This is a genomic window from Pontibacter chinhatensis, from assembly GCF_900113285.1.
Taxonomy (GTDB): Bacteria; Bacteroidota; Bacteroidia; order Cytophagales; family Hymenobacteraceae; genus Pontibacter; species Pontibacter chinhatensis.
Genome location: NZ_FOOT01000002.1, coordinates 103,970 through 129,676 on the forward strand (window position 1 = coordinate 103,970; position 25,707 = coordinate 129,676).

At 53.9% G+C, this 25,707-nt stretch carries 15 protein-coding genes; 10 read left to right on the plus strand and 5 right to left on the minus strand.

Annotated elements, in window-relative coordinates; genetic code table 11:
* The first annotated feature begins 126 nt into the window (after positions 1 to 126).
* Both BM040_RS05810 and BM040_RS05815 read left to right on the plus strand, forming a co-directional pair.
* A complete protein-coding gene (locus BM040_RS05810) occupies positions 127 to 1,320 on the plus strand; it encodes an aspartate aminotransferase family protein (protein ID WP_175490990.1) in 1,194 nt (397 codons plus the stop codon).
* 225 nt (positions 1,321 to 1,545) lie between these two features.
* Positions 1,546 to 3,303 (plus strand): SLC13 family permease, encoded by a 1,758-nt coding sequence (locus BM040_RS05815; RefSeq protein ID WP_092099574.1) that lies wholly within the window; start codon positions 1,546 to 1,548, stop codon positions 3,301 to 3,303.
* Positions 3,304 to 3,971: 668 nt separating this feature from the next.
* On the opposite strand, the gene BM040_RS05820 is transcribed toward BM040_RS05815, so the two are convergent.
* On the minus strand, positions 3,972 to 4,283 hold the full coding sequence (locus BM040_RS05820) for a hypothetical protein (protein WP_139217773.1): 312 nt from the start codon (positions 4,281 to 4,283) through the stop codon (positions 3,972 to 3,974).
* A 98-nt stretch (positions 4,284 to 4,381) separates the two neighbouring features.
* Positions 4,382 to 4,771 (minus strand): TerB family tellurite resistance protein, encoded by a 390-nt coding sequence (locus BM040_RS05825; RefSeq protein WP_245756115.1) that lies wholly within the window; start codon positions 4,769 to 4,771, stop codon positions 4,382 to 4,384.
* A 343-nt stretch (positions 4,772 to 5,114) separates the two neighbouring features.
* Here BM040_RS05825 and pfkA point away from each other — a divergent pair, with 343 nt between their 5' ends.
* The 3 genes from pfkA to tamL all read left to right on the plus strand — a co-directional run bounded on the left by pfkA (position 5,115) and on the right by tamL (position 13,752).
* The gene (gene pfkA / locus BM040_RS05830; protein ID WP_092099577.1) at positions 5,115 to 6,086 is read left to right on the plus strand and encodes a 6-phosphofructokinase; all 972 of its coding nucleotides are present in this window, start codon (positions 5,115 to 5,117) and stop codon (positions 6,084 to 6,086) included.
* Between the two features lie 231 nt (positions 6,087 to 6,317).
* Positions 6,318 to 11,384 carry a translocation/assembly module TamB domain-containing protein gene (locus BM040_RS05835; protein WP_262502448.1) on the plus strand — a complete coding sequence of 1,689 codons (5,067 nt, stop codon included), beginning with the start codon at positions 6,318 to 6,320 and terminating at the stop codon, positions 11,382 to 11,384.
* 4 nt (positions 11,385 to 11,388) lie between these two features.
* Entirely contained in the window at positions 11,389 to 13,752 is a 2,364-nt protein-coding gene (gene tamL / locus BM040_RS05840) for a translocation and assembly module lipoprotein TamL (protein WP_245756116.1), read from the plus strand.
* A gap of 151 nt (positions 13,753 to 13,903) precedes the next feature.
* On the opposite strand, the gene miaA is transcribed toward tamL, so the two are convergent.
* The gene (miaA, locus tag BM040_RS05845; RefSeq protein WP_092099580.1) at positions 13,904 to 14,830 is read right to left on the minus strand and encodes a tRNA (adenosine(37)-N6)-dimethylallyltransferase MiaA; all 927 of its coding nucleotides are present in this window, start codon (positions 14,828 to 14,830) and stop codon (positions 13,904 to 13,906) included.
* Positions 14,831 to 15,046: 216 nt separating this feature from the next.
* Between miaA and BM040_RS05850 the strand changes: the two genes are divergently transcribed.
* From BM040_RS05850 to BM040_RS05870, 5 genes are all read left to right on the plus strand, one after another.
* Positions 15,047 to 20,275 carry a PAS domain S-box protein gene (locus BM040_RS05850; protein ID WP_092099581.1) on the plus strand — a complete coding sequence of 1,743 codons (5,229 nt, stop codon included), beginning with the start codon at positions 15,047 to 15,049 and terminating at the stop codon, positions 20,273 to 20,275.
* A gap of 2 nt (positions 20,276 to 20,277) precedes the next feature.
* Positions 20,278 to 20,661: a response regulator gene (locus BM040_RS05855; RefSeq protein ID WP_092099582.1), complete on the plus strand. Its 384-nt coding sequence runs from the start codon at positions 20,278 to 20,280 to the stop codon at positions 20,659 to 20,661.
* Positions 20,661 to 20,936, plus strand: coding sequence for a hypothetical protein (locus tag BM040_RS05860; RefSeq protein WP_092099583.1), 276 nt, complete (start codon positions 20,661 to 20,663; stop codon positions 20,934 to 20,936). Before BM040_RS05855 ends, BM040_RS05860 begins: the two co-directional genes overlap by 1 nt.
* On the plus strand, positions 20,933 to 21,694 hold the full coding sequence (locus BM040_RS05865; RefSeq protein WP_092099584.1) for an MBL fold metallo-hydrolase: 762 nt from the start codon (positions 20,933 to 20,935) through the stop codon (positions 21,692 to 21,694). The genes BM040_RS05860 and BM040_RS05865 overlap by 4 nt, the downstream gene beginning before the upstream one ends.
* 117 nt (positions 21,695 to 21,811) lie before the next feature.
* Complete coding sequence (locus BM040_RS05870) at positions 21,812 to 23,380, plus strand: NFACT RNA binding domain-containing protein (RefSeq protein WP_092099585.1); 1,569 nt, start codon at positions 21,812 to 21,814, stop codon at positions 23,378 to 23,380.
* A 757-nt stretch (positions 23,381 to 24,137) separates the two neighbouring features.
* On the opposite strand, the gene BM040_RS05875 is transcribed toward BM040_RS05870, so the two are convergent.
* On the minus strand, positions 24,138 to 24,701 hold the full coding sequence (locus BM040_RS05875) for an NUDIX hydrolase (protein ID WP_092099586.1): 564 nt from the start codon (positions 24,699 to 24,701) through the stop codon (positions 24,138 to 24,140).
* 81 nt (positions 24,702 to 24,782) lie between these two features.
* Positions 24,783 to 25,604: a TIGR04290 family methyltransferase gene (locus tag BM040_RS05880; protein ID WP_092099587.1), complete on the minus strand. Its 822-nt coding sequence runs from the start codon at positions 25,602 to 25,604 to the stop codon at positions 24,783 to 24,785.
* Positions 25,605 to 25,707: the final 103 nt, after the last annotated feature.

Genomic DNA, 25,707 nt, shown 5'->3' on the forward strand with positions numbered 1-25,707 from the left:
TTAATACTACACTTTTCAGTGCAAATTTAGTTTCAGGAAACCGGCTTTTGTTCCCGCCCAATACCCCCTGATTTTCCTCAGAGCAACAGGTTCTTGCTTCTGCGCTTATTTCCGTAAATTTGCAACATGATTTCAATGAGACAATTATTTCTGCAGAATGTAGCGCAAACATCGGATTTCCCGCTGATGATTGAGGTGGAGAAGGCAGAGGGAGTATACATGTACGGCACACAGGGCGAGCGCTTCCTGGACCTGATATCGGGTATCGGGGTAAGCAATGTAGGGCACCGTCACCCGCGCGTGCTGAAAGCCATACACGAGCAGCTGGACAAGTACATGCACCTGATGGTTTACGGGGAGTTTGTGCAGGCGCCGCAGGCAAAACTGGCGCAGGCCCTTACCAGTACGCTGCCAAAACGCCTGAACAATGTGTACTTCCTCAACTCGGGTGCCGAGGCTGTGGAGGGTGCCCTGAAGCTGGCCAAGCGCTACACGGGTCGCACCGAGCTAATCTCCTGCCGCAACGCCTACCACGGCTCCACCCAGGGGGCGCTGTCGGTAAACGGCAGCGAGAGCTTTAAGAACGCCTTCCGGCCGCTGCTGCCCGATGTGCGCCACATACAGTACAACCACCTGCCCGACCTGCAAAGTATAACCACCCGGACAGCCGCTGTTATTGTCGAAACAGTGCAAGGCGAGGCTGGCGTTCGGGTACCCCAAAACAATTACCTGCAGCACCTGCGACAGCGCTGCACCGAGGTGGGCGCCCTGCTTATACTGGATGAGATACAGTGTGGCTTCGGACGCACCGGCACGTTCTGGGCCTTTGAGCAATTCGGCATAGAGCCGGACATCCTGCTGTGCGCAAAAGGCATGGGTGGCGGCATGCCCATTGGGGCTTTTATAGCGCCGCAGGAGATTATGGCCGCTTTTAAAACCAATCCCATACTGGGCCACTGCTCTACCTTTGGCGGTCACCCGGTGAGCTGCGCGGCTTCTCTGGCTACCCTGCAGACAATTCAGGAGGAAAAGCTGCTGGACGGCGTGGCTGCAAAAGCCACCTTGTTCAGGGAGTTGCTGGTACACCCAAGTATAAAAGAGGTGCGCGGCTGCGGCCTGATGATGGCTGCCGAGTTTGAGAGCTTCGAGGTACTGAAGGCCGTGATTGACCAGGCCATACAGAATGGCGTGCTCACCGACTGGTTTTTGTTCTGCGACAACTCAATGCGCATTGCCCCGCCCCTGGTTATTTCAGAAGATGAAATACGCGAGGCGTGCTCCCTAATTTTACGGTCTATTGGTGAGGTGCTGAACAATTAAAAACAGGCAAAAGAAAGCCAGGTATTCGCCTTATTTCTATATTAGCTCACGCTGTAGCAAGCAGACCGGTAACTATGGCCTGCTTGCTGCAGCTTGCTTCAGGTTCTGCACCACCCTTGCCGGGTAAGCGCACAACGCCAAACGCGATGCGGTAACCGCAACTATGATTGCACGTAAAAACCGTGGCTATACTTTGCCCCTGAAGGTAGCCTAAGCAAAAACGATATGGAAATAGCCCTTGTGCTGACACTGCTGGTGATTGCAATGGTGCTGTTTGCCACGGAGAAACTCTCCATCGAGCTTGTAACACTGACCATGCTCGTTATCCTGGCCAGCACCCGTATCATTACCCCCGAGGAAGCTTTTGAAGGCTTCAGCAGCGACTTTATCATCATCATCGCCTCCATATTTATACTTAGTGCCGCCCTGCAGGAGACCGGTATATTTGACTTTGCCGTTGTGCGGCTGGTAAAGCTGGCCCACCGCAGCACCAACCTGATGCTATTCGCGGTGATGGCCATCACCGGAACTGTATCTGCCTTCATGAACAATACCACGGTGACGGCCATGTTCGTTACCCCGCTCGTCGGCCTCTCCCGGCAAATTAACACGAGCTCCTCCAAACTTCTGATGCCGCTGGCCTTTGCGGCCATACTTGGCGGTACCTGCACCCTGATTGGCACCTCTACCAACGTTGCCGTGAGCGGCTACATCGCTCATGCCGGGCTTCCCCCTATCAGCATCTTCGAAATCACCGGCATCGGGCTTATCATCTTTGCCGTCGGGTTGCTTTATATGATGACCATCGGGCAGCGCATGCTCCCAAACCACGAAGACCAGCAGCTTACTGAAGAGTATAAACTGCAAAAATACCTCACCGAGATTGTGGTGCGAGCCGACTCCCCGCTGGTGGGGCAGCTTGTGTTTGCCTCTGAACTTTCCACGCTCCAGTTCCGCATCCTCAACGTTATCCGGGGCAAGGACAATTTCCTGCCTGACTTCCGTACCCGCATCCAGGAGAACGACATGCTGCTGGTAGAGGGCGACCTGGACAATCTGATTAAGGTAAAGGAAACAAAGGGTATCGATATTATGGCCGATGTGATATCGGAGAAGGACCTGCAAACAGACAACATACGGCTGGCAGAAATGCTGGTGGTGCGGCAGTCTAACCTGATCGGGTATACAGTAAAAGAAGTTAATTTTCTGCAGCGCTACGGACTGGTGGTGCTGGCCATTTCCCGGCACGGTGAAACCCTCCGCACTAAGATTGGCAGCATACAGCTGCAGCTCGGCGACATGCTGCTGGTACAGGGCTCGCCTGAGCGGTTCGAGCAGCTGCGCAACAACAATAACCTGGCCCTGCTCGACGAATTTGAGCCACTGCTCTTTAAGAAGCGTAAGGGCATTATCGCTATTTCCTGTTTCCTGCTGGCCATCATCCTGGGCACCACCAACGTTCTTCCGTTATCGGTCGCCTTTTTGCTGGCTGCCCTATGCGCCATTCTGCTCCGCTGCATCAGCTCCGAAAAAGCCTACGCCGCCATCGACTTCAAACTGCTCATCCTGATTGGGGGTATGACGGCTTTTGGTACGGCGATGGAAAATTCGGGTGCAGCAGATTTCCTGGCAAATGGCATTGTTAACTCACTGGGCTCCCTGGGCACTATAGCTGTGCTCACCGGCTTTGTGATACTCACCGTTATACTTACTCAACCTATGTCTAATGCAGCGGCGGCCCTGGTGATAGTGCCGGTTGCCCTGCGCGCGGCAGAAACCATGGGCTCGGACCCTCGGGCGTTCGCCATCGCTATTATGCTGGCTGCCTCTGTCTCGCTCATCACGCCTTTCGAGCCTTCCTGCATCCTGGTGTACGGTCCCGGTAAGTACCGCTTCTGGGATTTTATCAGAGTAGGTTCGCCACTCACGCTGCTGCTTATTGTCGTGATAGTAGTCATGGTGCCGCTTTTCTGGCCTTTGTAGATAGGAGCTGGGGGATAAGTGCTAAAGTACACTGTCCAAAAATAAATTGCTTTCAGCAGTGCCTGGTCCAACCACCCCTGCCCCTCCTTAGCCAAGGAGGGGAGCTCTGTTGCTACTGCTGCTGAAGTATTAGTTTTATAGTTGCTGTTCTCACTGGTACAGGTCGCAACTTGTCCCTACAGAGTATAAACCCACCCCTAGCCCCTCCGAGGAGAGGAATTGTTCAGCAGGCGATTACACCCCTGTTGAGCTTTGCTCGCAAGCTTCGAACTCCCGTTCTCACTTGTCCTCAAGGAGACAGTTTATACTTGTTCCTTAGCAAAGGCAGTGGCTGTCGATTCTGTTCCCAGCCTTTGGGTTGAGCGCCTTGTGAGATCCGGTGCCCGCTAAGGGCATGCTGAGCGAAGCGAGGCAAGGAGGGAACACCGCGCGATGCCCGAAGGCGAGGCCCCCCGGCCTGGGAGGGCAGAAAGTGTAGATGAAACGATAGGTATGTAAGCCTGGAGGATGAACGGTAGCCAGTAAGAATAGCCTGGTTCAAGTTAAAGGCAGCGGTAACTATGGAAGTATAAGCTAGCAAGTATAAAGTATAAAAAGGCACAAGCTACAAGCTCGTGCCAGCGACAGCAAAAAAATAGCCTAGCAAGTATAAAAGTAAGCTACTTCCGCTAAACAGCCCCCATCCAAAAAAGCGTAGAAGCCAGCGCAATTGCCATTACCACTCCCCCACTTACCAGGTACGTGCTTAAACGCATCACGCGGCTGCGCTCGGCCTTGGATAAAGTATAAATCTGCCGCCGGGTATAGTATAGAAATACCAGCATGGCCAGCAGAAAGCTGCAAAACCAGAAGGTACTGAAACGCAGTAGAAAAACCAGCGGCTGGTACTCATCGGAGAGGTAAAGGGCAGCCACCGCCATCAGCAGGCTGCCGTATAGCGATAATATCAGAAACAGAAAGGAATTAGGGTTTTGCCTCATGCAGCACAGCGCCGTTTGGGTAGTTACTTACTACGTGTATACGCACCAAACCCCGCTCCCTATCGCTTAAAGTATAAAGTATAAATAGGACTTTATCGCTAACTTAAGAACGCCTGCGCCTCATGCTTGATATTATCGCGGCTAAGGCCATCCTTTACGCCCATTGTTATTTTGCCCACTAGTACCCCCACGATAGATTTCTTGAAGCCCAGTTTTACGGCCATGCTGATGCAGAAGTCCATTTCGCTCTCATCCACAATGCCGTCGGCCAGCATCATCTCCACCAGGTCATAAATCTGGTCGAAGCGCTCGGAGTCGTTGGAGGGGAGCTGCGCCTTTTTCGTACCAGCCTCGGTGATCAGGTGGCGCACCTGCTCGGGCTTAATGCCATGCCGCTGTCCAATATTGATGATAAACTTCATCTCCGCAGGATCCAGGTGGCCATCCACCTTAGCCAAAGCCCCAAGGTTGGCAATATGGCTTTTCATCCTTTTTGTTTCCTCACTTTCAAAAAAACCAAACATACGTTGCCTCTGTAGGTTAAATTAGTTTACTTGTACTCCGGTTTATGCTGGCACGGCCCTGCAACAAATTATTCAATTAGTACGCTCTTTCCTCCCATAAACGGACCCCGCCATAGGGCAAGCGTATACTATGCCGATATAACATACGTTTTTTACTATCTAAAAGTCGTGCTATATCGGCAGTTTTTGTGCAGGCCTTTTTTTTACAAACGAACAACTCTTCCGTTCCGCATAATTTAAACTTTAATTAACTTGCGATTTGCGAAATTTGAGTATCATTACCACATTTAACAGACACTAATCTACCATGAAGAGAATTGGAGTATTTACTTCGGGCGGGGACGCGCCGGGCATGAACGCATGTATCAGAGCAATCGTGAGAGCCGCCGTCTATCATGGAGTGGAAGTATATGGCATTCACCGTGGCTTCAAAGGCATGATAAAAGGTGAGATCTACAAAATGGACTCTCACTCTGTGAGCAATATCATACAGAAAGGCGGAACCATACTTCGCTCCGCGCGCAGTAAAGAGTTCGTAACACCAGAAGGCAGAAAGATGGCCTACGACCAGCTGCAGAAGTTTGGCATCGAGGGGCTGGTGTGCATCGGAGGAGACGGCACCTTTACCGGGGCTAACATCTTTTTCGAGGAGTTCGGCATCCCTACCGTCGGCGCCCCCGGCACCATCGACAACGACCTGTACGGAACTGACTATACCATCGGCTACGACACGGCCGTAAACACCGCCCTGGACGCCATCGACAAAATACGCGACACGGCAGACAGCCACGACCGCGTGTTCTTTATCGAGGTGATGGGCCGCGACTCGGGCTACATTGCCATGCCTTGCGCCGTGGGCGGCGGTGCCGAGATCGTGATGATCCCGGAAACGGAGACAACAATAGACGAGGTGGTAGACACGCTGCGCACTGGCTGGAACCGCTCCAAAACTTCCTTTATCGTGATTGTGGCAGAAGGCGACGACGCCGGAAATGCCACCGAAGTGGCGGCCAAAGTGCAGCAGGAGCTGCCGCACATGGATGCCCGCGTAACCATACTTGGCCACGTGCAGCGCGGTGGCGCCCCCACTGCCGCCGACCGAATGCTGGCCAGCCAACTGGGCATAGCCTGCGTGGAGGGACTGCTGGAAGGCCGCAAGTGCGAGATGGCCGGTATCATCAATGGCGAAATCGTTTACACGCCGTTCATCGACACCATTACCAAGGACAAGCTCATCAACCCGAACTACCTGAAGATGGTGAACATACTTTCTGTGTAAACACCCAAAGTATAGAGTATACCTTATCGCCCCGGATGAAGCGCAAACGCCTTATCCGGGGCTTTTTTGTTTCCTGCCCCTGCCCTGCCCGCTGCCGGCATACACTATGTAAAGCCAAACAGTAAAAAACCTATCCCTGCGCATACTTTTCCGTAAAAGCATACACGAACTCAGAAACCACGGAAAAATATCGCATCTGCCAAACATATCGCCAAAATCGCCCTGAAGGTAATCCTTTGGCCGCTAGCCATTATCGTAGGGCTACTCATACTTATTATCATCGCCCTGCAGTTTCAGGGCGTGCAGAACTTTCTTGCCAAGCAAGGTGAAAACTACCTGCAGAAAACCCTGGGCACTGAGGTCAGGATAGGCGGCTTGACCACCGACTGGCGGAACGCTTTGGTGCTGAAAGACATGTACCTGGAGGATCAGCAGCAGGACACGCTCTGGTACGCCGAACGCCTTGGCGTAGACATGGCCATACTTTCGCTCATCAGCGGGGAGGTGAACATCAGCAAACTAGACCTCGACAACGCTACCCTCAAGCTGCACATCCGTGAGGACAGCACCACCAACTTTGATTTCATCACCGAGGCCTTTGCCACGGACACTGCCGCAGCCCAGCCTGCCGACACCACTGCCTCGGCCATGCAGATTACGCTCGGCACCATCAACCTGGATAATGTGTATGTATCGTTCCGGGATGATGCCGGGGGCAACTACATCCGCACGCGCGTGGGCGAGCTGACCACCACTATGGATGAGCTGAACCTGGAGGAGCAGCGCTACCTGGTGGACGAGGTACGCCTGGCCAATACCTGGGTAGCCTACGAGCAAACCAAATTGCCACCGCCCGATACCTCGGCCTACGAACCACTGGAGATGGATTTTGGACTGAACCGCGTGGAGTTGGAGAACCTGCGCCTGAGTTACTGGAGCCGCCCGGCAGAGCAGCGCATTGAGCTGAAACTGGGCGAGTCGGAAGTGGTGTCGGATGAGATAGACCTGAAAAACGCCAAGGTAAACCTGAAAAGCTTTGACTTGCACAACACCGATGTGAAGTACGTGCAGGAAAAGTATAAACCTGCCGACTCGCTGGCCGTGAACCCGGAGCGGACCGTGAAGGAGCTGGACAAGAAGGTGGAGCACCTGCAGGGCGAGCCGGTGAACTGGGTCGTAACCCTGGGCGATCTGGACGTGTCGGGCCTGAATGTGGCCTTCGACAATTTTAACGCTCCCAAGCAGCCTCAAGGCATGGACTACGACCACCTTCGCTTTGCAAACGTGCTGCTCGACGCCCAGGACATCAGCTACAGCCTCAGCCGCACTGAGGCTACGCTGAACCAGTTCACCCTGCAGGAGCAGAGCGGCTTCAGGCTGGAGAACTTCACGGCGAACATCGTTTTCGATACCACCCATACCAGCCTCACCAACCTCGACCTGAAAACCGGCCACAGCCACCTGCAAAACCAACTCGCCATGTCGTACCCCTCGCTGGAGGCAATGGCCGAGACGCCGGAGAAGATCGGACTGGACATCGACATCCGGAACAGCTACATCGGCATGCAGGATGTACTGTACTTTATGCCGGATATGGCCCAAAACCCTTCGTTTAGAAGTATAGCTAAGGATAACGTACGCCTGACCGCCCGGGCCACAGGCACCCTGGAGAACCTGCGCGTCCAGACGCTGCAGCTGGCTGGCCTGAACAACACCCGCGTGGATGTGAAAGGAACGGTCCGCAATGCCATGGACCCGGAAAACCTATACCTGGACCTGGACATCGACCGCTTTGCCACCACCCGCACCGATGTGCTGGCGCTGGTTCCTGCCGGCACGATACCTGCCAATTTCCGGGTGCCGCCGCAGCTAAGTATGACCGGCAACTATAAAGGCAGCCTCACCAACTTCGATGCCAACGCCGACCTGCGCACCTCTTTTGGCAATGTCGTGGCCAGAGTGGACATGGGCGCAAACGAGACTTTCACGGCTACCGTGCGCAGCGGCGGCTTTGCCCTAAACCAGCTCATGACTGACAGCCTGGGTTTGGGAAACATTGCCCTGGATGCCCAGGCGCGTGGCACCGGCCTGACGCCGGAAACGATGCGCGCCGATGTAAAAGCCGATATCAGGGTATTCGATTACAGCAACTACAGCTATAAGGATGTGGACGTGGTCGCCAACATAGACCGCAACCTCTACACCGTACAGGCTACCGCCAATGATGAGAACCTGGCCTTTGACCTGGACGGCAAATTTAATTTGCGCGACGCTCAAAAACCGGCTTATACGTTTAACCTCGACCTGGCCCAGGCCAACCTGCAGGCACTAAACCTATACCCCGAGCCTCTGGCAGTGCGGGGACAACTGCAGGGCAGTTTTACAGGAGCCGACGCCAGCACCCTGAGCGGCAAGTTGGAGGGGCAGGCACTGCGCATAGACCACAACGGCAGCACCTTCCCGTTAGATACCCTGGCCATGACCTTGGCGCAAACCGGCGAAGCAGCCGACATCACGCTGCAGTCTGAGATAGTGGATGCTGAGATGCACTTTGAGAACACGCTGGCTACTCTGCCAACGGCCATGCTCAAGCATTTCTCCAACTACTTCGACCTGCAGCCCGACCCGCCTTACCCTGCCAACCTGAACCTGGGCGACTTTACCGCTACTATCAACCTGAAGCAAACGGGTCTTATCACCTCCTTTGTGCCGGGGCTGGAGCAACTGCAGCCTGCTACTCCCTTTGTAGCCACCTATAACGGCGATAACCAACAACTGGAGCTGGACGGCCGCATCAGCAGAATTGTTTACACGGATTATACCTTGCAGAACCTGAACCTCTCGGTGCGCGGCGACCGCGATCAGCTGGCATACGACCTGGACCTGAAGCGCCTGCTCTCCCCTTCGCTCACCATGGATAACATCAGCCTGGACGGGGCCGCCCGCGACAACGAACTGGCCGTGCGCGTGGCCATTGCCGGGGACAGCCTGCAGGAAAAGAACGAACGCTTTGTAATAGGCGGGATTCTGAACAGCCTGGGCCGCGGCTACCGCTTCGCCTTTAACCCCGACCAGCTGGTGATAAACGGAGACAAGTGGGATGTGGCGCAGGACAACTACCTGCAGTTCGATACCGACCTGCTCTACGCCAGCAACATCCGGCTGCAGCATGACAACCAGGCTATACTTTTAAACAGCACCGGCCCGGTAGCGCCACAGGCACCACTGGAAGCGCGCTTCGAGAACCTGGACATCGCCTACATCATGCGTACTTTCCAGGCACCGGAAGACAGCCTGATGGCCGGTATCATCAATGGTACGGCTACCGTGCGCAACATCATGGGCGATAACCTAGCCTTCACCTCCGACCTTACGGTTACCGACTTTGCCTATGAAGGCATACCGGTGGGTAACCTGGCTCTGAATGCGAGCAGCGGCGACAACAACCGCTACAACATCACCGCCAGCCTGACCGGCAACGACAACCAGGTGCGTGTGGAGGGTTATATGGAACCCCAGACCGAGGCTACCCTGCTGAACATGACTGCCAGTATAGACCGGCTGAACATGCACGCACTCGAAGGTTTCATGGCCGGGATGGTGAACCAACTCGACGGCAATGCCACCGGCTACCTGCGCATCACCGGCACCGTAGCCCAACCGGATATACAGGGTCAGCTAAACTTTAACCGGGCACAGTTTAACCTCGTGATGCTGGGCTCCCTGTTTACGCTGGAGAACGAGCGGCTGGAGTTTAACCAGCAGGGCATCCGCTTCCCCAACTTCACCATCACCGACTCTCTGGGCAACGACATGGTGGTTAACGGGAACATCCTGACGCAAACCTACACCGACTTTGACCTGGCGCTGGACGTGAAGACACCGCGTTTCCTGGCGCTTAATTCCACAGCGCAGGATAACAGCCTTTTCTACGGCACCGTGTTTGTTGGCGCCGATGCCACCATCAGAGGCAATGCCATGGAACCTGTTATTAAGGTAAATGCCCGTGTGCTGGATGGCTCCGATTTTACCACTGTGATTCCTGCCGATGAGGTGGGTGCTGCGGAACGGGAGGGCATTGTGGAGTTCGTGAATCTGAACCCGGAGATGACGCGCATCATCCGGGAGCAGCAGGAAGACACGGTTAGCGTAACTGGTTTTGTAGGGGCCGATGTGGAGGCTCAAATCACTATTACGGACGCCTCTAACCTAACCATCATCATAGACCCCACCACAGGCGATAACCTCACAGTGCGGGGCGCGGCAGATCCATTGTTCATTGGCATGCGGCCAACCGGCGAGATAAATATGTCGGGCCGCTTTACCGTGACGGAGGGCAAGTATAGCATGGACTTTTACGACCTGGCCTCCCGTGAACTGGACATTGCCCAGGGCAGCTACATTAACTGGACCGGCGATCCGCTGCAGGCCATCATGGACATCACAGCGATTTACAACGTGGAGGCCGCTCCCCAGGAGTTGGTGGCAACGCAGATAGCCAATTCTGATGACCCCGCCCTGCGCAACCAGGTGCCGTTCCAGGTGTTCGTGTATGTGCGGGGCGAGCTGCTGCGACCAGAGATTGAATTTGACATTCAGCTGCCGGAGGAGGAGCGCGGCAGCGTGCCGGGTACTGTAACCAACAGCCTGGCGAACCTGCGCCAGGATGAGTCGGAGATGAATAAGCAGGTATTCTCGCTGCTGGTGCTCAACCGCTTCATGGCCCCGGATCCATTTACCAGTTCCGGGGGTGGCCTGGAGTCCACGGCACGCAATAGCTTGGGCCAGGTGATGACCGACCAACTCAACCAGCTCACCAACCGCTACGCCGGAGGTTTGGGGCTGGAGCTGGGCGTAGACTCTTACCAGGACTACTCTTCCGGCTCGGCAGAGGGCCGCACCGACCTGAACGTGGCCATGCGCCAGCAGTTCCTCAACGACAGGCTGACCGTGCGCGTAGGCACCGATATCGGCCTGGAAGGAGGCAGCCAGACCAACCAGACCATGAGTGGCTTTGGCGGCGACATCTCCGTAGAATACTCCCTGACCGAGGATGGCAGGCTGCGGGTGCGGGGCTTTCAACGTAACCAGTACGAAGGCGTGATTGAGGGTGGCGACGTGCGGGCGACAGGAATGGCCCTCATCTTTGTGCGCGAGTACAACAACTTCTCCGACCTCTTCCGCGACCTGGAGAGCCGCCGCAGACGGGATGAGGAGCGCAGGCAGGAAGCGGTGCAGAAAATACGCGAGGAGAAACCCGAGGTAGAAAAAGAACTTAAAGAAGAAGGTACACAATAAAACTATGCTAAATACCTACCCCCTGCCCCGGATGAAAATGGTTGGCATGCGCACGCTGCTGCTCATCTGCCTGCTGCTATCCGGTTGTAGCGTAACCAAAACGGTTCCTAAGGGTGATGCGCTCTTTACAGGCTTTGAAGTGAAAGTGGAGGGGAAGAATGACAGCAGCAACCGCGGCAAACAACTTCAGGCTGAGCTGGGTGCTGCCGTCAGGCCCGAGCCCAATGCCTCCATACTTGGCCTGCGGCCCAAGCTGGCCATCTACAACGCTTTTTATACCGAAAAGGAGAAGGGGCTCAAGCACTGGATCATGACCAAGCTCGGGGAGCCGCCAGTGCTCATTTCGCAGGTGGATACCGGCAGCGTGAGCACGGTGATGAGCAACCGCCTGCACAACCGGGGCTACTTTAATAACCAGGTCAGCAGCGCCACGGAGGTAGATACAGCCAAAAAGACAGCGACAATAAACTGGACTGCCCGCATGGGTGAGCCCTACCGCCTGCGCAACATCAAGTATACTTTGAACGACTCCCTGGCCATACACCAGGCTATCCGGCAAACACAGCCGGAGTCCGTACTTAAAACCGGTGAGCCGTACGACCTGGGGCTGATGACCGATGAGCGCCTCCGGATAGACGGCGAGCTAAAGAACAAAGGCTATTATTATTTCAGCCCGGACATGCTCATCTTCAGCGTGGACACCACCGTTGGCAACCGGCAGGCTGATGTGCTGATGCGCGTAAAAGAGGTTACTCCCTCCCCTGCCCTGCAGCCCTATACCCTGGATGATATCTACATCTTTGCCAATTATTTCATTGGCGATAGCATGGCTGTGAACGACACCATCAGCATTTTAGGCTATCACTACATCCCCAACGAAGAGTATTTGAAGGCCAAGCATCTTCTGGATGGCGTTTTCCTAGCGCAGGACAGCACTTATACCCGCGAAAACCACCTGCTTACCATCAAGCGTCTCTCGGGTTTGGCCGCTTATAAGTTTGTGAACATCGACTACAGCCCCGATACCCTGAACCCGGGTAAGCTGGATGCTTTTATATACCTCACCCCTGCGATGAAGAAGTCGCTCAGGGCCGAGGCGCAGATGGTCACTAAGTCGAACAACTTTGCTGGTCCTGGCCTCAAGGTTTCCTTCCAAAACCGGAACGCTTTCCGGGGTTCTGAGGTGCTGAGCGTAGAATTTACGGGCAGCTTTGAGTCGCAGGTGGGTGGCCGTGGTACAGGCACGGTGCCGGAGGGCGTGGAGGCGCCTAAGAAAAGCGGCATCCCTTCCTATGAACTGGGCGTGCAGACAACGCTGGCCATCCCCCGGATTGTATCTCCGTTTAACCTGCGCAACCTCCGCACCGAGTTTGTACCGCAAACCCGTATCGGCCTTGGCTTTAACTTTCTGAGCCGCTCAGACTTTTACACCCTCAACTCCTACAACGCCACCTACGGCTATACCTGGCGACCAAAGGAGACACTAACGTTTGATGCTACCCCCATCAACTTGCAATATGTGCGCCTAACTAAAACCACTCCTGCTTTCGACACGGTGCTAGTTGAAAATCCCTACTTAAAAAGCAGCTTTGAGAACCAGTTTATTATAGGCGGCATTTACCAGATGACTTACAGCAACCAGATGTTTAAGGATCGCACCAGCAACATCTTCAACAAGCTCACGTTGGATTTGTCGGGCAACGTAGTGAGCGGTTTTCAGTCGCTGCTGGGTAAACCCAAGCCTACTCCGGAAGAGCCGCGCGTGCTGTACAAAGACCGTTTTGCCCAATATCTTATGGTGGATAACGATTTCCGGCATTACCTGAACCTGGGCACTGAGAGCCAACTGGTGTGGCGCCTGGCAACGGGTGTGGGCTATTCTTACGGCAACTCCAGAACAATGCCTTATGTCAAGCAATTCTCGGTGGGCGGTCCTAACAGTGTACGGGCATTCCGGGCACGCAGCGTTGGCCCGGGCACCTACGATGTTCCGGATACTGTTGCTTTCTCCTTTTTTGACCAGGTAGGCGATATCCGCCTGGAGACCAACCTGGAGTACCGTTTCCCGATAGCAGGTTTCTTTAAGGGCGCTGTTTTTGCCGATGCCGGCAATATCTGGAACCTGCGGGAAACCGATAAAGAAGGGGCCAAATTCGAAGCCAAGAACTTTCTGAGCGAGCTGGCGGTGGGCACTGGAGTCGGCCTGCGCATAGACGTGGAATTCTTCGTTATCCGCCTGGATTTGGGTATTCCGGTGCGTGTACCTTACCTGCCCAAAGGAGATAGGTTTGTGCTGAATAAGTTCAATGGCAGCTTCAGCGGCGATTACGGCATGGTGCTTAACATCGCCATCGGCTATCCATTTTAATTTTGAATGAGTGGATGAGCGAATGAGTGACTGAGTGAAGTAAAGTGAGTCGATTGCCTCCGCCGTTGTTGTGTGTTTTCACCAACAACTCAAATAACTGTAGATCCAATCAGTAAGGTGGCAGCAGTAACAAAAGATGTCCACCATCCACTCAATCACTCATTCGCTCATTGATATACGCTACTATCTCCTGCCACTGCTCCGGGTGAAACCAAGTATACTCCTCCGGATGCTTACTGAACCAGGTGAGCTGGCGCTTGGCATAGCGACGGCTGTCGCGCTTCAGCAGGCGCACAGCTTCCTCCCACTCATACTTGCCCTCCATAAAATCGAAGATTTCCTTATAGCCTACCGTCTGCAACGCGTTATGCTCGCGGTAAGGGTATAAGGCTTTGGCCTCCTCTAATAGCCCCTGTTCCAGCATCAGGTCCATGCGCTGATCGATGCGGCTGTACAGTTCAGCGCGATCGCGGGTAAGGGCAATTTTGATGATGTTGAAGGGTCGCTCTGTCCGCTCGCTCTTTCTAAACGAGGAATATGGATGCCCGCTGCTCTGGCATACTTCCAGCGCCCGAATGACCCGTTGGGGGTTGGCCTTGTCTACCTGCGCAAAGTATAAAGGATCCAGTTGCTGCAGCTGGTCTAGCAGAGGCTCTAAGCCCTCTTGTTCATACTTTTCTGTGAGCTCCTCCCGCACCTGTGGGTCCACCTCCGGCATCTCGTCCATGCCCTCCAGCACCGCCCGCACATACAGCCCCGAGCCGCCGGTCATCAGCACCACGTTTTGCTGCCTAAAAAGCTGTTCCAGCAACGTCAGCACATCCTGCTCAAAGGCGCCGGCGCTGTACTCCTCCGTTATCCTATGCGAGTCTACGAAGTGGTGCTTTACCCCCTGCTGCTCCTCGGGTGTGGGCTTGGCCGTGCCGATTTGCATTTCCCTGAAAAACTGCCGGGAGTCGGCCGAGATAATCTCAGTGTCGAAATGCTTTGCCAGCTGCACGCACAGGTCGGTTTTGCCCACCGCCGTCGGCCCCACCACGACCACCAGGTGCCTGTTATACTTATTTATACTTCCCATTTATCTGATACTGTTAACGCTACAGGACACCGTTCAAAATCTTGCAGCCTGCCTTACAAAAAGGCACAAACCACGCTGGCGTTTTGTTATAGCTTGCGAAAGCGAAAGCCTGCATGTATATTTTTTGCTAAATTATCGCTTTATTTATGAAATTAGCATAGGCGTTTCGACTGGCTGCGGTGCCTTTCGTTTGCTGTTATACTTTAAATCCAGAACATGCCCTATACTTTAAACAGGCAACCTGAAGATAAAACCGTGCAGGCAGCATCTAACCTGTTGCAGGTGCTGGTGCAGCTGGCCAAACCAACCCATGGCGTAATAGTGGCCCTACCGAACGGGCAGATACTGGCGGCCAACGCACAAATCAGGAATTACAAGCCCCTTAACTCCGATTTTGATGTTACCCGCGACCTGCGCAGCTTGTTTGGCCTCACGCAGGAGCAGTTTGCCATAACCATGGAGGAGCTAAAGCTACAGCGAAAGTATACGGGCGCAGTGGAACACGACGAGGAGGATGACCAGTACTGCAGCGCTTATACGTACAGCTGCCGCATGGTGCACTTCCAGGAGGAGGCATTTGTGTGCGTGGAGCTGGCTAACGTGGGCCAGGCTACCGCCCTGCTGCCCTACGACGGCGACAGCTACCACGACGTGTTTGAGGAAAACGCCGAGCCCATGTTCCTGCTCGACTGCGACGGGCATTTTATTGACATTAACCAGGCGGCACTGCAACTGGTAAGCCAGGACAAAGACCAATTGGAGGGCAAGTCTATTTTCAAGGCTTTTAAACTGAACCTGTTTGAGCGGGTGGCCCTGAAGGGGCAGCTGAAAAAAGCGCTTGAGGAGGGCAAGCAGAAGTTTGAGTGGTGGCTCCATGAGGACAGCCAGAACCTGCTTCCTGTGGAGATAACCCTGCAACGAGGCAAGTTTAAGGCCCAGGATATACTTTACGGCACCGTCAACAACCTGAACGAGGTTATAGAGACGGAGCAGGATGTGCGTTTCAGAAACCATCAGTTAGAGTTTGTAAACCAGATCATCACCAACCTCTCCTCCACCGACAGCCCGCACGACATCCTGCACAACACCCTGGACGAGCTGCTGGAGAAGAGCGACGTGAAAGGGGGCTGTGTTTATACTTTTGACGCGTACGAGGCAGACGTGGTGCGTCTCTCCTACTCTGCCGGTGAGGTAGGCAACCCCGCCCTTCCCGAAGCGCTGCAACTTCCGCTGGAACAGGTAAAGCAGCTACACTCGGAAAACAGGCGCCACGCGGTAACGGCTCTTCAGGATTACCTGCAGAAAAAGCTGTACCGCACGTTTACCCTTGTACCGATAATATCGGATAACAAGGTGCTGGCCCTCATCCTGATCTGGCCTAACAACGAGCCACGCATGACGCAGTCGTTCGTCTCGCTGCTTGATTTTATCGGCTCGGCCATTGGTAATTATATCGATCGGCACCGGCTGCAGCAGCAGCTCATCAGCTCCGAGGACAAGTATAAGCTGCTCTTCGAGTCCTCCTACGATGCTATCCTTTTGTTTAAGGATGGCCTGGTGGTGGAGTGCAACGACAAGGCCATTGAGTTCTTCCGTTGCACCCGCGAAGACCTTATCGGCAAATCGCCTGTAGACTTCTCGCCTGAGTTTCAGCCGGACGGGGAACGTTCCTCGGACAAAACAGCCCGCCTGATGAAGGAGGTGCTGGAAACAGGCCGCTCTGTCACGTTTGAGTGGAAAAACATCCGCAAGGATGGCACCCACTTCGACTCAGAGATAAATGTGAACCGCCTCCTGCTGGACGGCCAGTCCTACATCCAGGTGTTTAAGCGCGACATTACGCAACGCAAGCTGGTGCAGCAAAACAAGCGCCGCGAGGAGGTGCTGCACGAGTCGATGAACCAGTTCCGCAGCTTCCTGGATAAGGTAAACCTGATCTACTACAGCCTCGACACAGAGGGGCACATCACCGTGGCCAACGACTATTTCATGAAGTATGTCGAGTACCCGGAGGAAGAGCTGATTGGCCAGAATTTTTACGAGCTGCTTGTGCCCAAGCAGGAGCGCGCGCAGCGGGTACAGGATTTCAGGAAGGCCCTGCAGACAAAGCAGATAAGCACCTACTATGAGCGTGATGTGATCACAAAGTCGGGTCAGTTGAAGACCATGCGCTGGAATGCTATGTTTGACTACGACACGGAAGGCCAGATAACGGGCATCACGCATGTAGGCAAGGACATGACCGATAAGCGCATTGCCATGGAGGCCCTGAAGGACAACAAAATCCGCCTGCAGGACCTCTTCGACAATGCCCATGACCTGATCCAGAATATCTCGGTAGACAATAAGTTCATCTTCGTAAACAAGGCCTGGAAAGACCGCCTCGGTTATACCGACCAGGATATAGAGTCGCTGACGCTGAACGATATTGTGCACCCCTACTACAAGGCCAAGCTGATTTACCAGCTGCGCAACCTGTACAAGGGCGAGAATGTGAACAAGATCGAAACGGTGTTCCTGACCAAGAGCGGAAAGCCGGTGCACCTGATTGGCAGTATCACCTGCAGCTGGCAGGATAACCGGCCAGTAGCCACGCGAGCTATTCTGCACGACATCACAGACCGCATCAAGGCCGAGCGGCTGCAGAAAGTATACTATAGTATCGCCAACCTGGCCATCAGCAGCAAGGACCTTAACTCGCTTTACTCGGCCATCCACCGGGAGCTGAGCAAAATAATCGAGACGCGCAACATCTACATCGCCCTCTGCGACCCGGATCAAAAGGACCTGAGCTTTGTGTACCTGGTAGACCAGTTTGTGGACAGGGCCTCGAAGGCACAGATGAAGCGGCCGTTCTCCAAGGGACTTTCAGAGTATATCATCCATACGGGCAAGCCGCTGTACATGCAGAAACAGGAGCTGCTGGAGCTGGCCGAGCGCGAAGGGCTTGTCCTGTTCGGGGCAGTGCCGGAAGTTATACTTTGCTCCCCGCTGGCTATCGGCGAGCGCATCATCGGGGTAATCACGCTGCAGGATTACCAAAACCCGGAGGCCTATGTCAGCACCGACATCGAGATTCTGCATTTTATCTCGAACCAGGTGGCCCTGGCCATCGAGCGTAAGCGCAACGAGGAGCAGATTAACACGCAAAACGCGCGCCTCAACGCCATCTTCGAGTCGGGTACGCACCACATGTGGTCCATCAACCGCAACTACGAACTGACCTCCTTTAACCGGAACTTTGCGCAGGAGTTTAACGAGCGAAACGGACTTGAGATTTCGCCTTTCTCCCAAATCAGCAACGGCACTATGGTGCACGAAGGCTCATGGGCCTTCTGGGAGGACAAGTATAAGCAGGTGTTTGCCGGGCATCCGCAGCACTTTGAAATTGCGCTGCAAAACGGCAAAAGCTGGCGCGAGGTATACCTGCACCCCATCTACATGGAGGATGGCTCGTTTGAGGAAATATCAGGTATTGCCCTGGATATAACAGACAAGAAAAAATCGGAGCTGGCCCTGGCGGAGAGCGAGGAGAAGTTCCGCACCATCTTCGAGTCGTTCCAGGACGTGTACTACCGCACCGACCTCTCCGGAAACCTCCTGCTTGTAAGCCCTTCCGTCACACAGCTGCTGGGCTACAGTGAGCAGGAGGCACTTGGCATGAGAACAACAGACTTCTACGCAAACCCTGAACAACGGATCCTCCTTATTAACAAGGTTTTGGAGCAGCAAAACGTGCGGGATATAGAGGTTGAGATGGTTTGCAAGGATGGCACCCGTAAAACAGTCGTGCTGGATGCCAGGCTGATATACGACGATGCGGGGGAGCCCATGGGCCTGGAAGGTGTAATCCGTGACGTGTCGGAGCTGAAGCGTACGCAGATGGCCTTGCTCCGCGCCAAGGAAGAGGCCGAGAACCTGCTGAAGGTGAAGACACAGTTCCTGGCCAACATGAGCCACGAGCTGCGCACCCCGATGAACGGCATCATTGGCATGATAGACCTGATGAGCCAGATAAACACCGATCCGGAGCAACGGGAGTATATCGATACGCTGCGCAAGTCATCCGACGCCCTACTGGCCATTTTGAACGACATCCTGGACCTGAGCAAAATACAGGCGGGCAAACTGGTGCTGCACGAAAGCGGCGTGGACCTGCACGAGACACTGGGAAAAATACACTCTCTGTTCGTGAACCGGGCCCAGCAAAAGGACCTGCAGTTTACCTACAGCATCGATCCAAGTGTGCCGCGCCATATCGTTACCGACGAGACCAGGTTGCTGCAGATTTTGTCTAACCTTACCTCCAACGCCATCAAGTTTACCAACGCCGGTTCTGTTAGTATAACAGTGGGTGCAGACAAACTGGCGGGGCAGCATTACAGGCTGCATGTGCGTGTGAAGGACTCCGGTATAGGCATCTCGCCGGAAGGGCAGGAACTGCTGTTTAACGATTTCACCCAGCTCGACAACTCCTCCACTAAAACCTTTGGCGGCACCGGCCTTGGCCTTGCCATCTCCAAACAGCTCACGCAGTTGCTGGGCGGTGACATCGGTGTGGAATCCAGGGAGGGCGACGGCAGCGTGTTCTGGTTCAACATAAAAGTGCGTGCGGCCAGCGCCAAGGAGGTAGAAGCACAGCAACTGCGCCAGCTGCAGCAGCACCAGGAAGTGGACACCTTTGAGGATGAGCCTTACGTGCTGCTGGTGGACGATAACCAGATAAACCAGAAGGTGGCGCAGAAGCAGCTCGAGCGCCTGGGCTGCCGCACCGACATTGCCTCCAACGGCTTCGAGGCGATAGCCCACGCTACCCAGCACCAGTACGACATCATTTTCATGGACATCCAAATGCCTGAGATGGATGGGGTTACCGCTACAAACCATATCAAGGAGCAGCTCGGCAGTGCCTGCCCGCCCATTGTTGCCATGACGGCCTACTCGATGAAGGATGATGCCGAGAAGTTTATGAACCAGGGGATGGACGATTATGTATCCAAACCGGTTAAAAGCTCCGATTTGCATGCTGTGATAAGCAAGTGGATGGCCAAAGGCGCAGGTATGGAAGAGGAGGCTGTTGCTGAAGAGGCACCGCAACTGCAGGAGCCAATTATAGATTTATCCGTGGTGGAGCAGCTGAAGGAGATAGGCGGAGAGGATTTTACCAAGCAATTATATTCTGAGTTTGAGGAAGAGGCCGCCGGGCTGCTCCAGGAAGCCAAAAAAGAACTCGATATACAACATTACAAAGGTATTTTAAGTACATTGCATCAGCTTAAAGGCACCGGTTTTACCCTGGGCATTAATCCGCTGGCGGAACTGGCCAAAAAAATAGAGCACGACATCAAAAACGACAACCTGGAGGGGGTAGACAAAGACTTCTCTGCGTTGCAAATGCAGTACGAAAACTATAAAAAAACTTATAAGGACATTATATTCAGCTAAAAATGGCAGAAAATAAAACTATTTTGATCGCTGAGGATAGCTCTGTTATCCTGAACCTGACTAAAAAGATCCTGGAGCTGCAGAAGTATAAGATCCTGACAGCCAAGAACGGTGGCGAGGTTCTTAAACAAGTAGAATCTAACAAGATTGATGCTATCCTGATGGACCTGAACATCCCGGTGAAGAACGGCATGGAGTGCACCAAGGAGATCCGCGCCAGCAAGAACCCGGAAATAGCCAACATTCCGATTATTGCCGTTACAGGCAACGCCAACAACTATAGCATGGAAGACTTTAAGGCTGTGGGTATTAACGACTACCTGCCTAAGCCGCTGGATTTCGACATGCTGGTGGAAACCGTGAAAAAGTATACCGTAGCACGTTAATGCACTTAAAGTACACACGGCCTTTTTTAAACAAGCTGGAGGATATTTTTGCAGAGTCGGATTTTGTGCTGCGCTACGAAAAGGGCAATTTTAAAGCCGGCTACTGTGTGCTTAAAGATATGAAGGTGGCTGTGGTGAACAAGTACTACAGCCTGGAGGGGAAGATAAACTGCCTTTACGATATCCTTCGCACCATTTCTGTGGACGAGAGCCGCCTGAGCGAGAAAAACAGGCAGCTTTACCTGGAAATCCGAAACGGAGAAAACGCCAATTGAAAGTAACATTGTTAGGCACTGGCACCTCGCAGGGCGTACCGGTTATCGGGTGCACTTGCGAGGTTTGCCGATCTGTGGACTACCGCGACAAGCGCCTGCGCGTGTCGGTGCACCTGCAGGTCGGTGAGAAGAGCATTGTCATCGACTCCGGCCCAGACTTCCGGCAGCAGGTGCTGCGCGAGCGCATCAGAACACTGGATGCCCTGGTATTTACCCACGAGCACAAAGACCACACCGCCGGTCTCGACGACATCCGCGCCTACAATTTCTCGCAGCACAAAGACATGCCTGTTTACGCCGAGCAACGCGTGCTGGAGCAGCTGAAGCGGGAGTACTCCTATATCTTTGCGGACTATAAATACCCGGGCATACCGCGGGTGGAGTTGTACCCCATTACGGTGGAGCCTTTTGAGGTGGAGGGGGTGCCGTTCATACCTATCCGGGTGATGCACTACAAGCTACCTGTGCTGGGTTTCCGTGTTGGCGATTTCACGTACATCACCGACGCCAACTATATCGCGGAGGAGGAAAAGGAAAAGATACGCGGCTCTAAGGTGATTGTACTAAACGCTTTGCGCCACGAGCACCACATCTCGCACTTTTCCCTGAAAGAAGCCGTTGCCGTGCTGGAGGACCTGCAACCGGAACAGGCCTACCTCACCCACATCAGCCACCTGATGGGACTGCACCGCGAAGTAGAACTGCAACTCCCCGACTTCATCCGCCTCGGCTACGACGGCCTGCAGATCGAAGTATAATTCTTTGACAAAGGACTTTGTGACAGAGGACAAAAGACTTTTGTTAGTTTGCCATAGAGTGTAAATCAAGTATAAATATCCTTTGTCTTTTGTCATGGAGTCCTTTGTCAAGAAAAAATGCACCTGAACTTTTACTTTTTACGGCAACTGGCACAGGCCCTGCGATCCAAAGTGGTGGGCATGCAGGTGGTCACGGCTTTCAGCCAGAACAAGGCCGAGCTTATACTTGGCTTTGCCCGCGGGCACGAGGAACTATACATCCGAGCGCAGCTGGGGCCGCACTTCACTTCCCTCTCCTTCCCCACCGAGTTTAAGAGAGCCCGCGCCAACACCATCGAGCTGATGCAGGAGATGCAGGGGCAGACAGTGGAGGGCGTGGTGCCGCACCAGAATGAGCGCAGCTTCTATTTTATACTTTCCGGCGGCTATACTTTGCTGTTCAAGATGTTCGGTAACCGCTCTAACATCGTGCTCTACCAGAACGGGGAGGCCATTAAGCTGTTTCTGAAGAAATTCCCGGCTGATGCTGAGCTAAACCCGCTGCAGATGGACAGGCCGCTGCAGCAGAACTTTGCTGCCTTTGCGGCTGCCGAGGGCAACCTGCGCAAAGTATACCCCACCTTCGGCGATGTGCCCGCTTTATACCTGGAAGAACGCGGCTACAGCCAGGCCAAGCTGGAGGAGAAATGGGAGCTGGTGCAAAGTATGCTGGATATCCTGGAGGCGCCGGAAGCTTATTACATCATCCGCTTGCAGGACAAGTTGCGCCTGTCGCTGTTGCCGCTCGGTGAGGTGGTCTATACTTTTCAGGAGCCTTTGGAAGCGGCCAGTCAGTTTACTCGTTTATACTTATCCGAAACAGGTTTCAAGCAGCAGTACGAGCAGGCAAAGCAGCAGTTGGAGCGCAAGCGGTACATAACCCAAACGGTGCTGGAACAAAGCGAGGAGAAGCTGCAGGAGCTGCGCCACAACCGATCCTACTCCCAGACCGCCGACGTGCTCATGGCCAACCTCACCAATATTCCGCCGCGCGCCACTGAGGTAGAACTCTACGATTTTTACACCGACCGGACCCGCATTTATACTTTAAAGCAGCACGAGACACCCCAGAAGCATGCCGAGCGTCTCTACCGCAAAGCCAAGAACCAGCACCTGGAGGTAAAGCAGCTGGAGGAGAAAACCGAACGCAAGTTGGAGGAACTCATTGTGCTGGAGGATGCGCTGCAGGCACTGAGCGAGGTGGAAAATTACAAGCAACTGAAAGTTTTCCTGCGGGAGTACAACCACCTACTCGGCAGCAAACAGCAGGAGCAGGTACAGATTCCATTCCGGGTATTTGAAAGCGAAGGATTTAAGATACTAGTAGGCAAAAGCTCCCAGAACAACGACGAGCTCACCCAGCGCCATACTTACAAGGAGGACATGTGGCTGCACGCCAAGGACGTGTCAGGCTCGCATGTGGTGATCAAGTACCAGGCAGGCAAAACCATCCCCAACACGGTACTGGAGAAGGCGGCGCAACTGGCGGCCTACTACAGCAAACGCAAAACCGATTCGCTGTGTCCGGTTATCTACACGCCGAAGAAATGGGTACGTAAACCGAAGGGATCTCCCCCCGGTTCTGTGGTGGTGGAGCGGGAGAAGGTGCTGCTGGTAAAGCCGGAGAATCCTTTTGCTAAAGTATAGCGGGCTGCTGAGCGCTGGCTTTATATGGCGCAAGCGTCCGTTTGTGCCGTTATACTTTAGCTACCGCCAATTTATGGCGCAAGTCTTCAGACTTGTGTCCTACGATGGTGTCAAGTTTGCAACTTGACTGGCTTGAAAAGCCATACTTATACTTGGGCTATACTTTATGTACTTGTTGGTTTATACTTTCCCGAGCCGCCGCTTCCTTTAACTTGAACCAAGCTATTCTTGCTGGCTACCGTTCATCCTCTAGTTCCCACTAACCTAACGTTGCATAACATACTTTCTGCCCTCCCAGGCCGGGAGGCCTCGCCTTCGGGCATCGCGCTGTGTACATTTCCTTTGCTACCCTTCGTCGCAATGCCCTTAGCGGGCACTAGAAATCTACAAGGCGCTCAACCCAAAGGCTGGGAACAGATTCAATAGCCATAGCCTCTGCTACTGGAAAGTAAAGTATAAAATAGTAAGTATAGAACTGTCCCCTTGAGGACAAGTGAGACGAGAGTCGAAACTTGCGAGCGAAGCTCAATAGGGGTGTAATCGCATGCTGAGACGAAGACTTGTAAATAGAATTTCCGATAGCTCTCTCGCTCTGCTCGAGATGACATAGTGAGTAGCAAGTATAATTCCCCTCCTTAGCTAAGGAGGGGTAAGGGGTGGTTGGGCCCGGCGTTGCAGTACTCCCTTCCCTGTTGCTAAGGGAGTGGCTACAGAAGTGCATAGCAGACGGGAGCCAATATCTGGAGGGTTTATACTTTTACACCCCCAATTTCCGCAGCGCCAGCAGGCAGAGGGCGATGGAACCAGCCACATTGATTTGTCCGCTCGTCACCATACTTTCTACTTCCTGCAGGGGTACTTTCAACACCTCGATGTGCTCGCTGATATCCAGGTCTTGTTCGGCTACTTGGCAGGCGTTACGGGCCATAAAGTAGTAAATCTTGTTCGTATCCTTGGTAGGGTTGTCGATTACCTCCAGCAGTGGCTCCAGGTGTTCGCAGGTATACCCGGTTTCCTCCAGCAGCTCGCGGTGGGCGGCTTCCAGGGGCTCTGTTTCATGGTCGTCAATCACGCCACCGGGTAATTCGATAAATATGTTGCCAGCGGCATGCTTATACTGCCGCACAAAAATCACATGGCCATCCTCGGTAAGCGGAAACACCAGCACCACGTTCGGGCGCACGCTCACGTAGTAGTCATCCATCACATGGCCGTTTGGCAGCTCCACCTCATCGCGGCGCAGTTTATACCATTTCTCATCCACCACCATGTCCGATTTCCGAATCTTCCAGGGCTGGGGTGCTTTACTCTTATCACTCATACTTGCAAGTTATACTTTATCCACGTAAAAAAGCCACGCTGAGAGCATGGCCTTGGTTTATACTTTGTAATGGCTACTGTGCTACTCCTTCTTCCCGTTCCGCCGCACCATGTACTCGTTTTTGCCAGCTACTTTTTGCTGCACAGCCTCCTGCCAGTCCTGGCCGGTGGCCGAGAGGTATTCTGACTCGTTCCACAGCTGGCTTTGCTTCAGTTGCTCATCCGCTTCAAGTATGTAAAGCTCATGGCCTGGCTGTGCCTTCAGTCGGAAGCCGCAGGAGCGCATCATCGCCAGTATGGCGGCATGGTTAGGAGCCCACCAGTTGGTTACATCGCCGGCCATCCGTTTTTCGATGAAGGCCATTTTGGGCCAGCCCCCCTCCAGCATGCGCTTGCGATCGTTTAGCTCCATGTCCTCAGGCACCTCGGCCTGTTCCTGGCCGGGCATGGTCAGGGTCTGGAACACCATCTGACCGCGGCATTTACGGGAGAGAATATCAAGCGAAAGCAACGGATAACGCAAGTGGTAGAGCACGCCCATGTACCAGATCAGGTCGAACTGCCGGTCGAGGCGCGCTACATCATACACCTGCATCTGCCTGAATTCTATTTTATCCTCTAAGCCAAATTGCCTGGCCGCCCACTCCGCCTGCCGCAGGTAGTGTGGGTCCACGTCGATGGCCAGCACGTTGGCGCCGCGCTTAGCCAATTCTATACTATAAAAGCCGGCGTTGCAGCCAATGTCCAGTACCTCCTGGCCCGTCAGGTCCTGCGGGATAAAAGGCTCCAGTTCCAGCCACTTAAACCTGGGGAAATCGCCCAGGAAATGCTGAGGGGCGGTCTGCTCCCCGTTAGGCAGGTGCAGGTTGTGAAACCAGGGTGCCAGCGCTTCTATCTCCGACATACATTCAATTTTTTTATGATTTATATGTGAGAGCTTACGCAGCTGCAGCAGCTAATGATGCATAAAACAAAACAGCCGCCCCGGCACTTGGCAGAGGCGGCTG

Bases quoted from the DNA above. Each gene is read 5' to 3' on its own strand.
- pfkA (WP_092099577.1), top strand. From the start codon at position 5,115: ATGAAGAGAATTGGAGTATTTACTTCGGGCGGGGACGCGCCGGGCATG.
- BM040_RS05855 (WP_092099582.1), top strand. From the start codon at position 20,278: ATGGCAGAAAATAAAACTATTTTGATCGCTGAGGATAGCTCTGTTATC.
- BM040_RS05810 (WP_175490990.1), top strand. From the start codon at position 127: ATGATTTCAATGAGACAATTATTTCTGCAGAATGTAGCGCAAACATCG.
- miaA (WP_092099580.1), bottom strand. From the start codon at position 14,830: ATGGGAAGTATAAATAAGTATAACAGGCACCTGGTGGTCGTGGTGGGG.
- tamL (WP_245756116.1), top strand. From the start codon at position 11,389: ATGCTAAATACCTACCCCCTGCCCCGGATGAAAATGGTTGGCATGCGC.
- BM040_RS05880 (WP_092099587.1), bottom strand. From the start codon at position 25,604: ATGTCGGAGATAGAAGCGCTGGCACCCTGGTTTCACAACCTGCACCTG.
- BM040_RS05870 (WP_092099585.1), top strand. From the start codon at position 21,812: ATGCACCTGAACTTTTACTTTTTACGGCAACTGGCACAGGCCCTGCGA.
- BM040_RS05875 (WP_092099586.1), bottom strand. From the start codon at position 24,701: ATGAGTGATAAGAGTAAAGCACCCCAGCCCTGGAAGATTCGGAAATCG.
- BM040_RS05825 (WP_245756115.1), bottom strand. From the start codon at position 4,771: ATGAAAAGCCATATTGCCAACCTTGGGGCTTTGGCTAAGGTGGATGGC.
- BM040_RS05820 (WP_139217773.1), bottom strand. From the start codon at position 4,283: ATGAGGCAAAACCCTAATTCCTTTCTGTTTCTGATATTATCGCTATAC.
- BM040_RS05815 (WP_092099574.1), top strand. From the start codon at position 1,546: ATGGAAATAGCCCTTGTGCTGACACTGCTGGTGATTGCAATGGTGCTG.
- BM040_RS05850 (WP_092099581.1), top strand. From the start codon at position 15,047: ATGCCCTATACTTTAAACAGGCAACCTGAAGATAAAACCGTGCAGGCA.
- BM040_RS05860 (WP_092099583.1), top strand. From the start codon at position 20,661: ATGCACTTAAAGTACACACGGCCTTTTTTAAACAAGCTGGAGGATATT.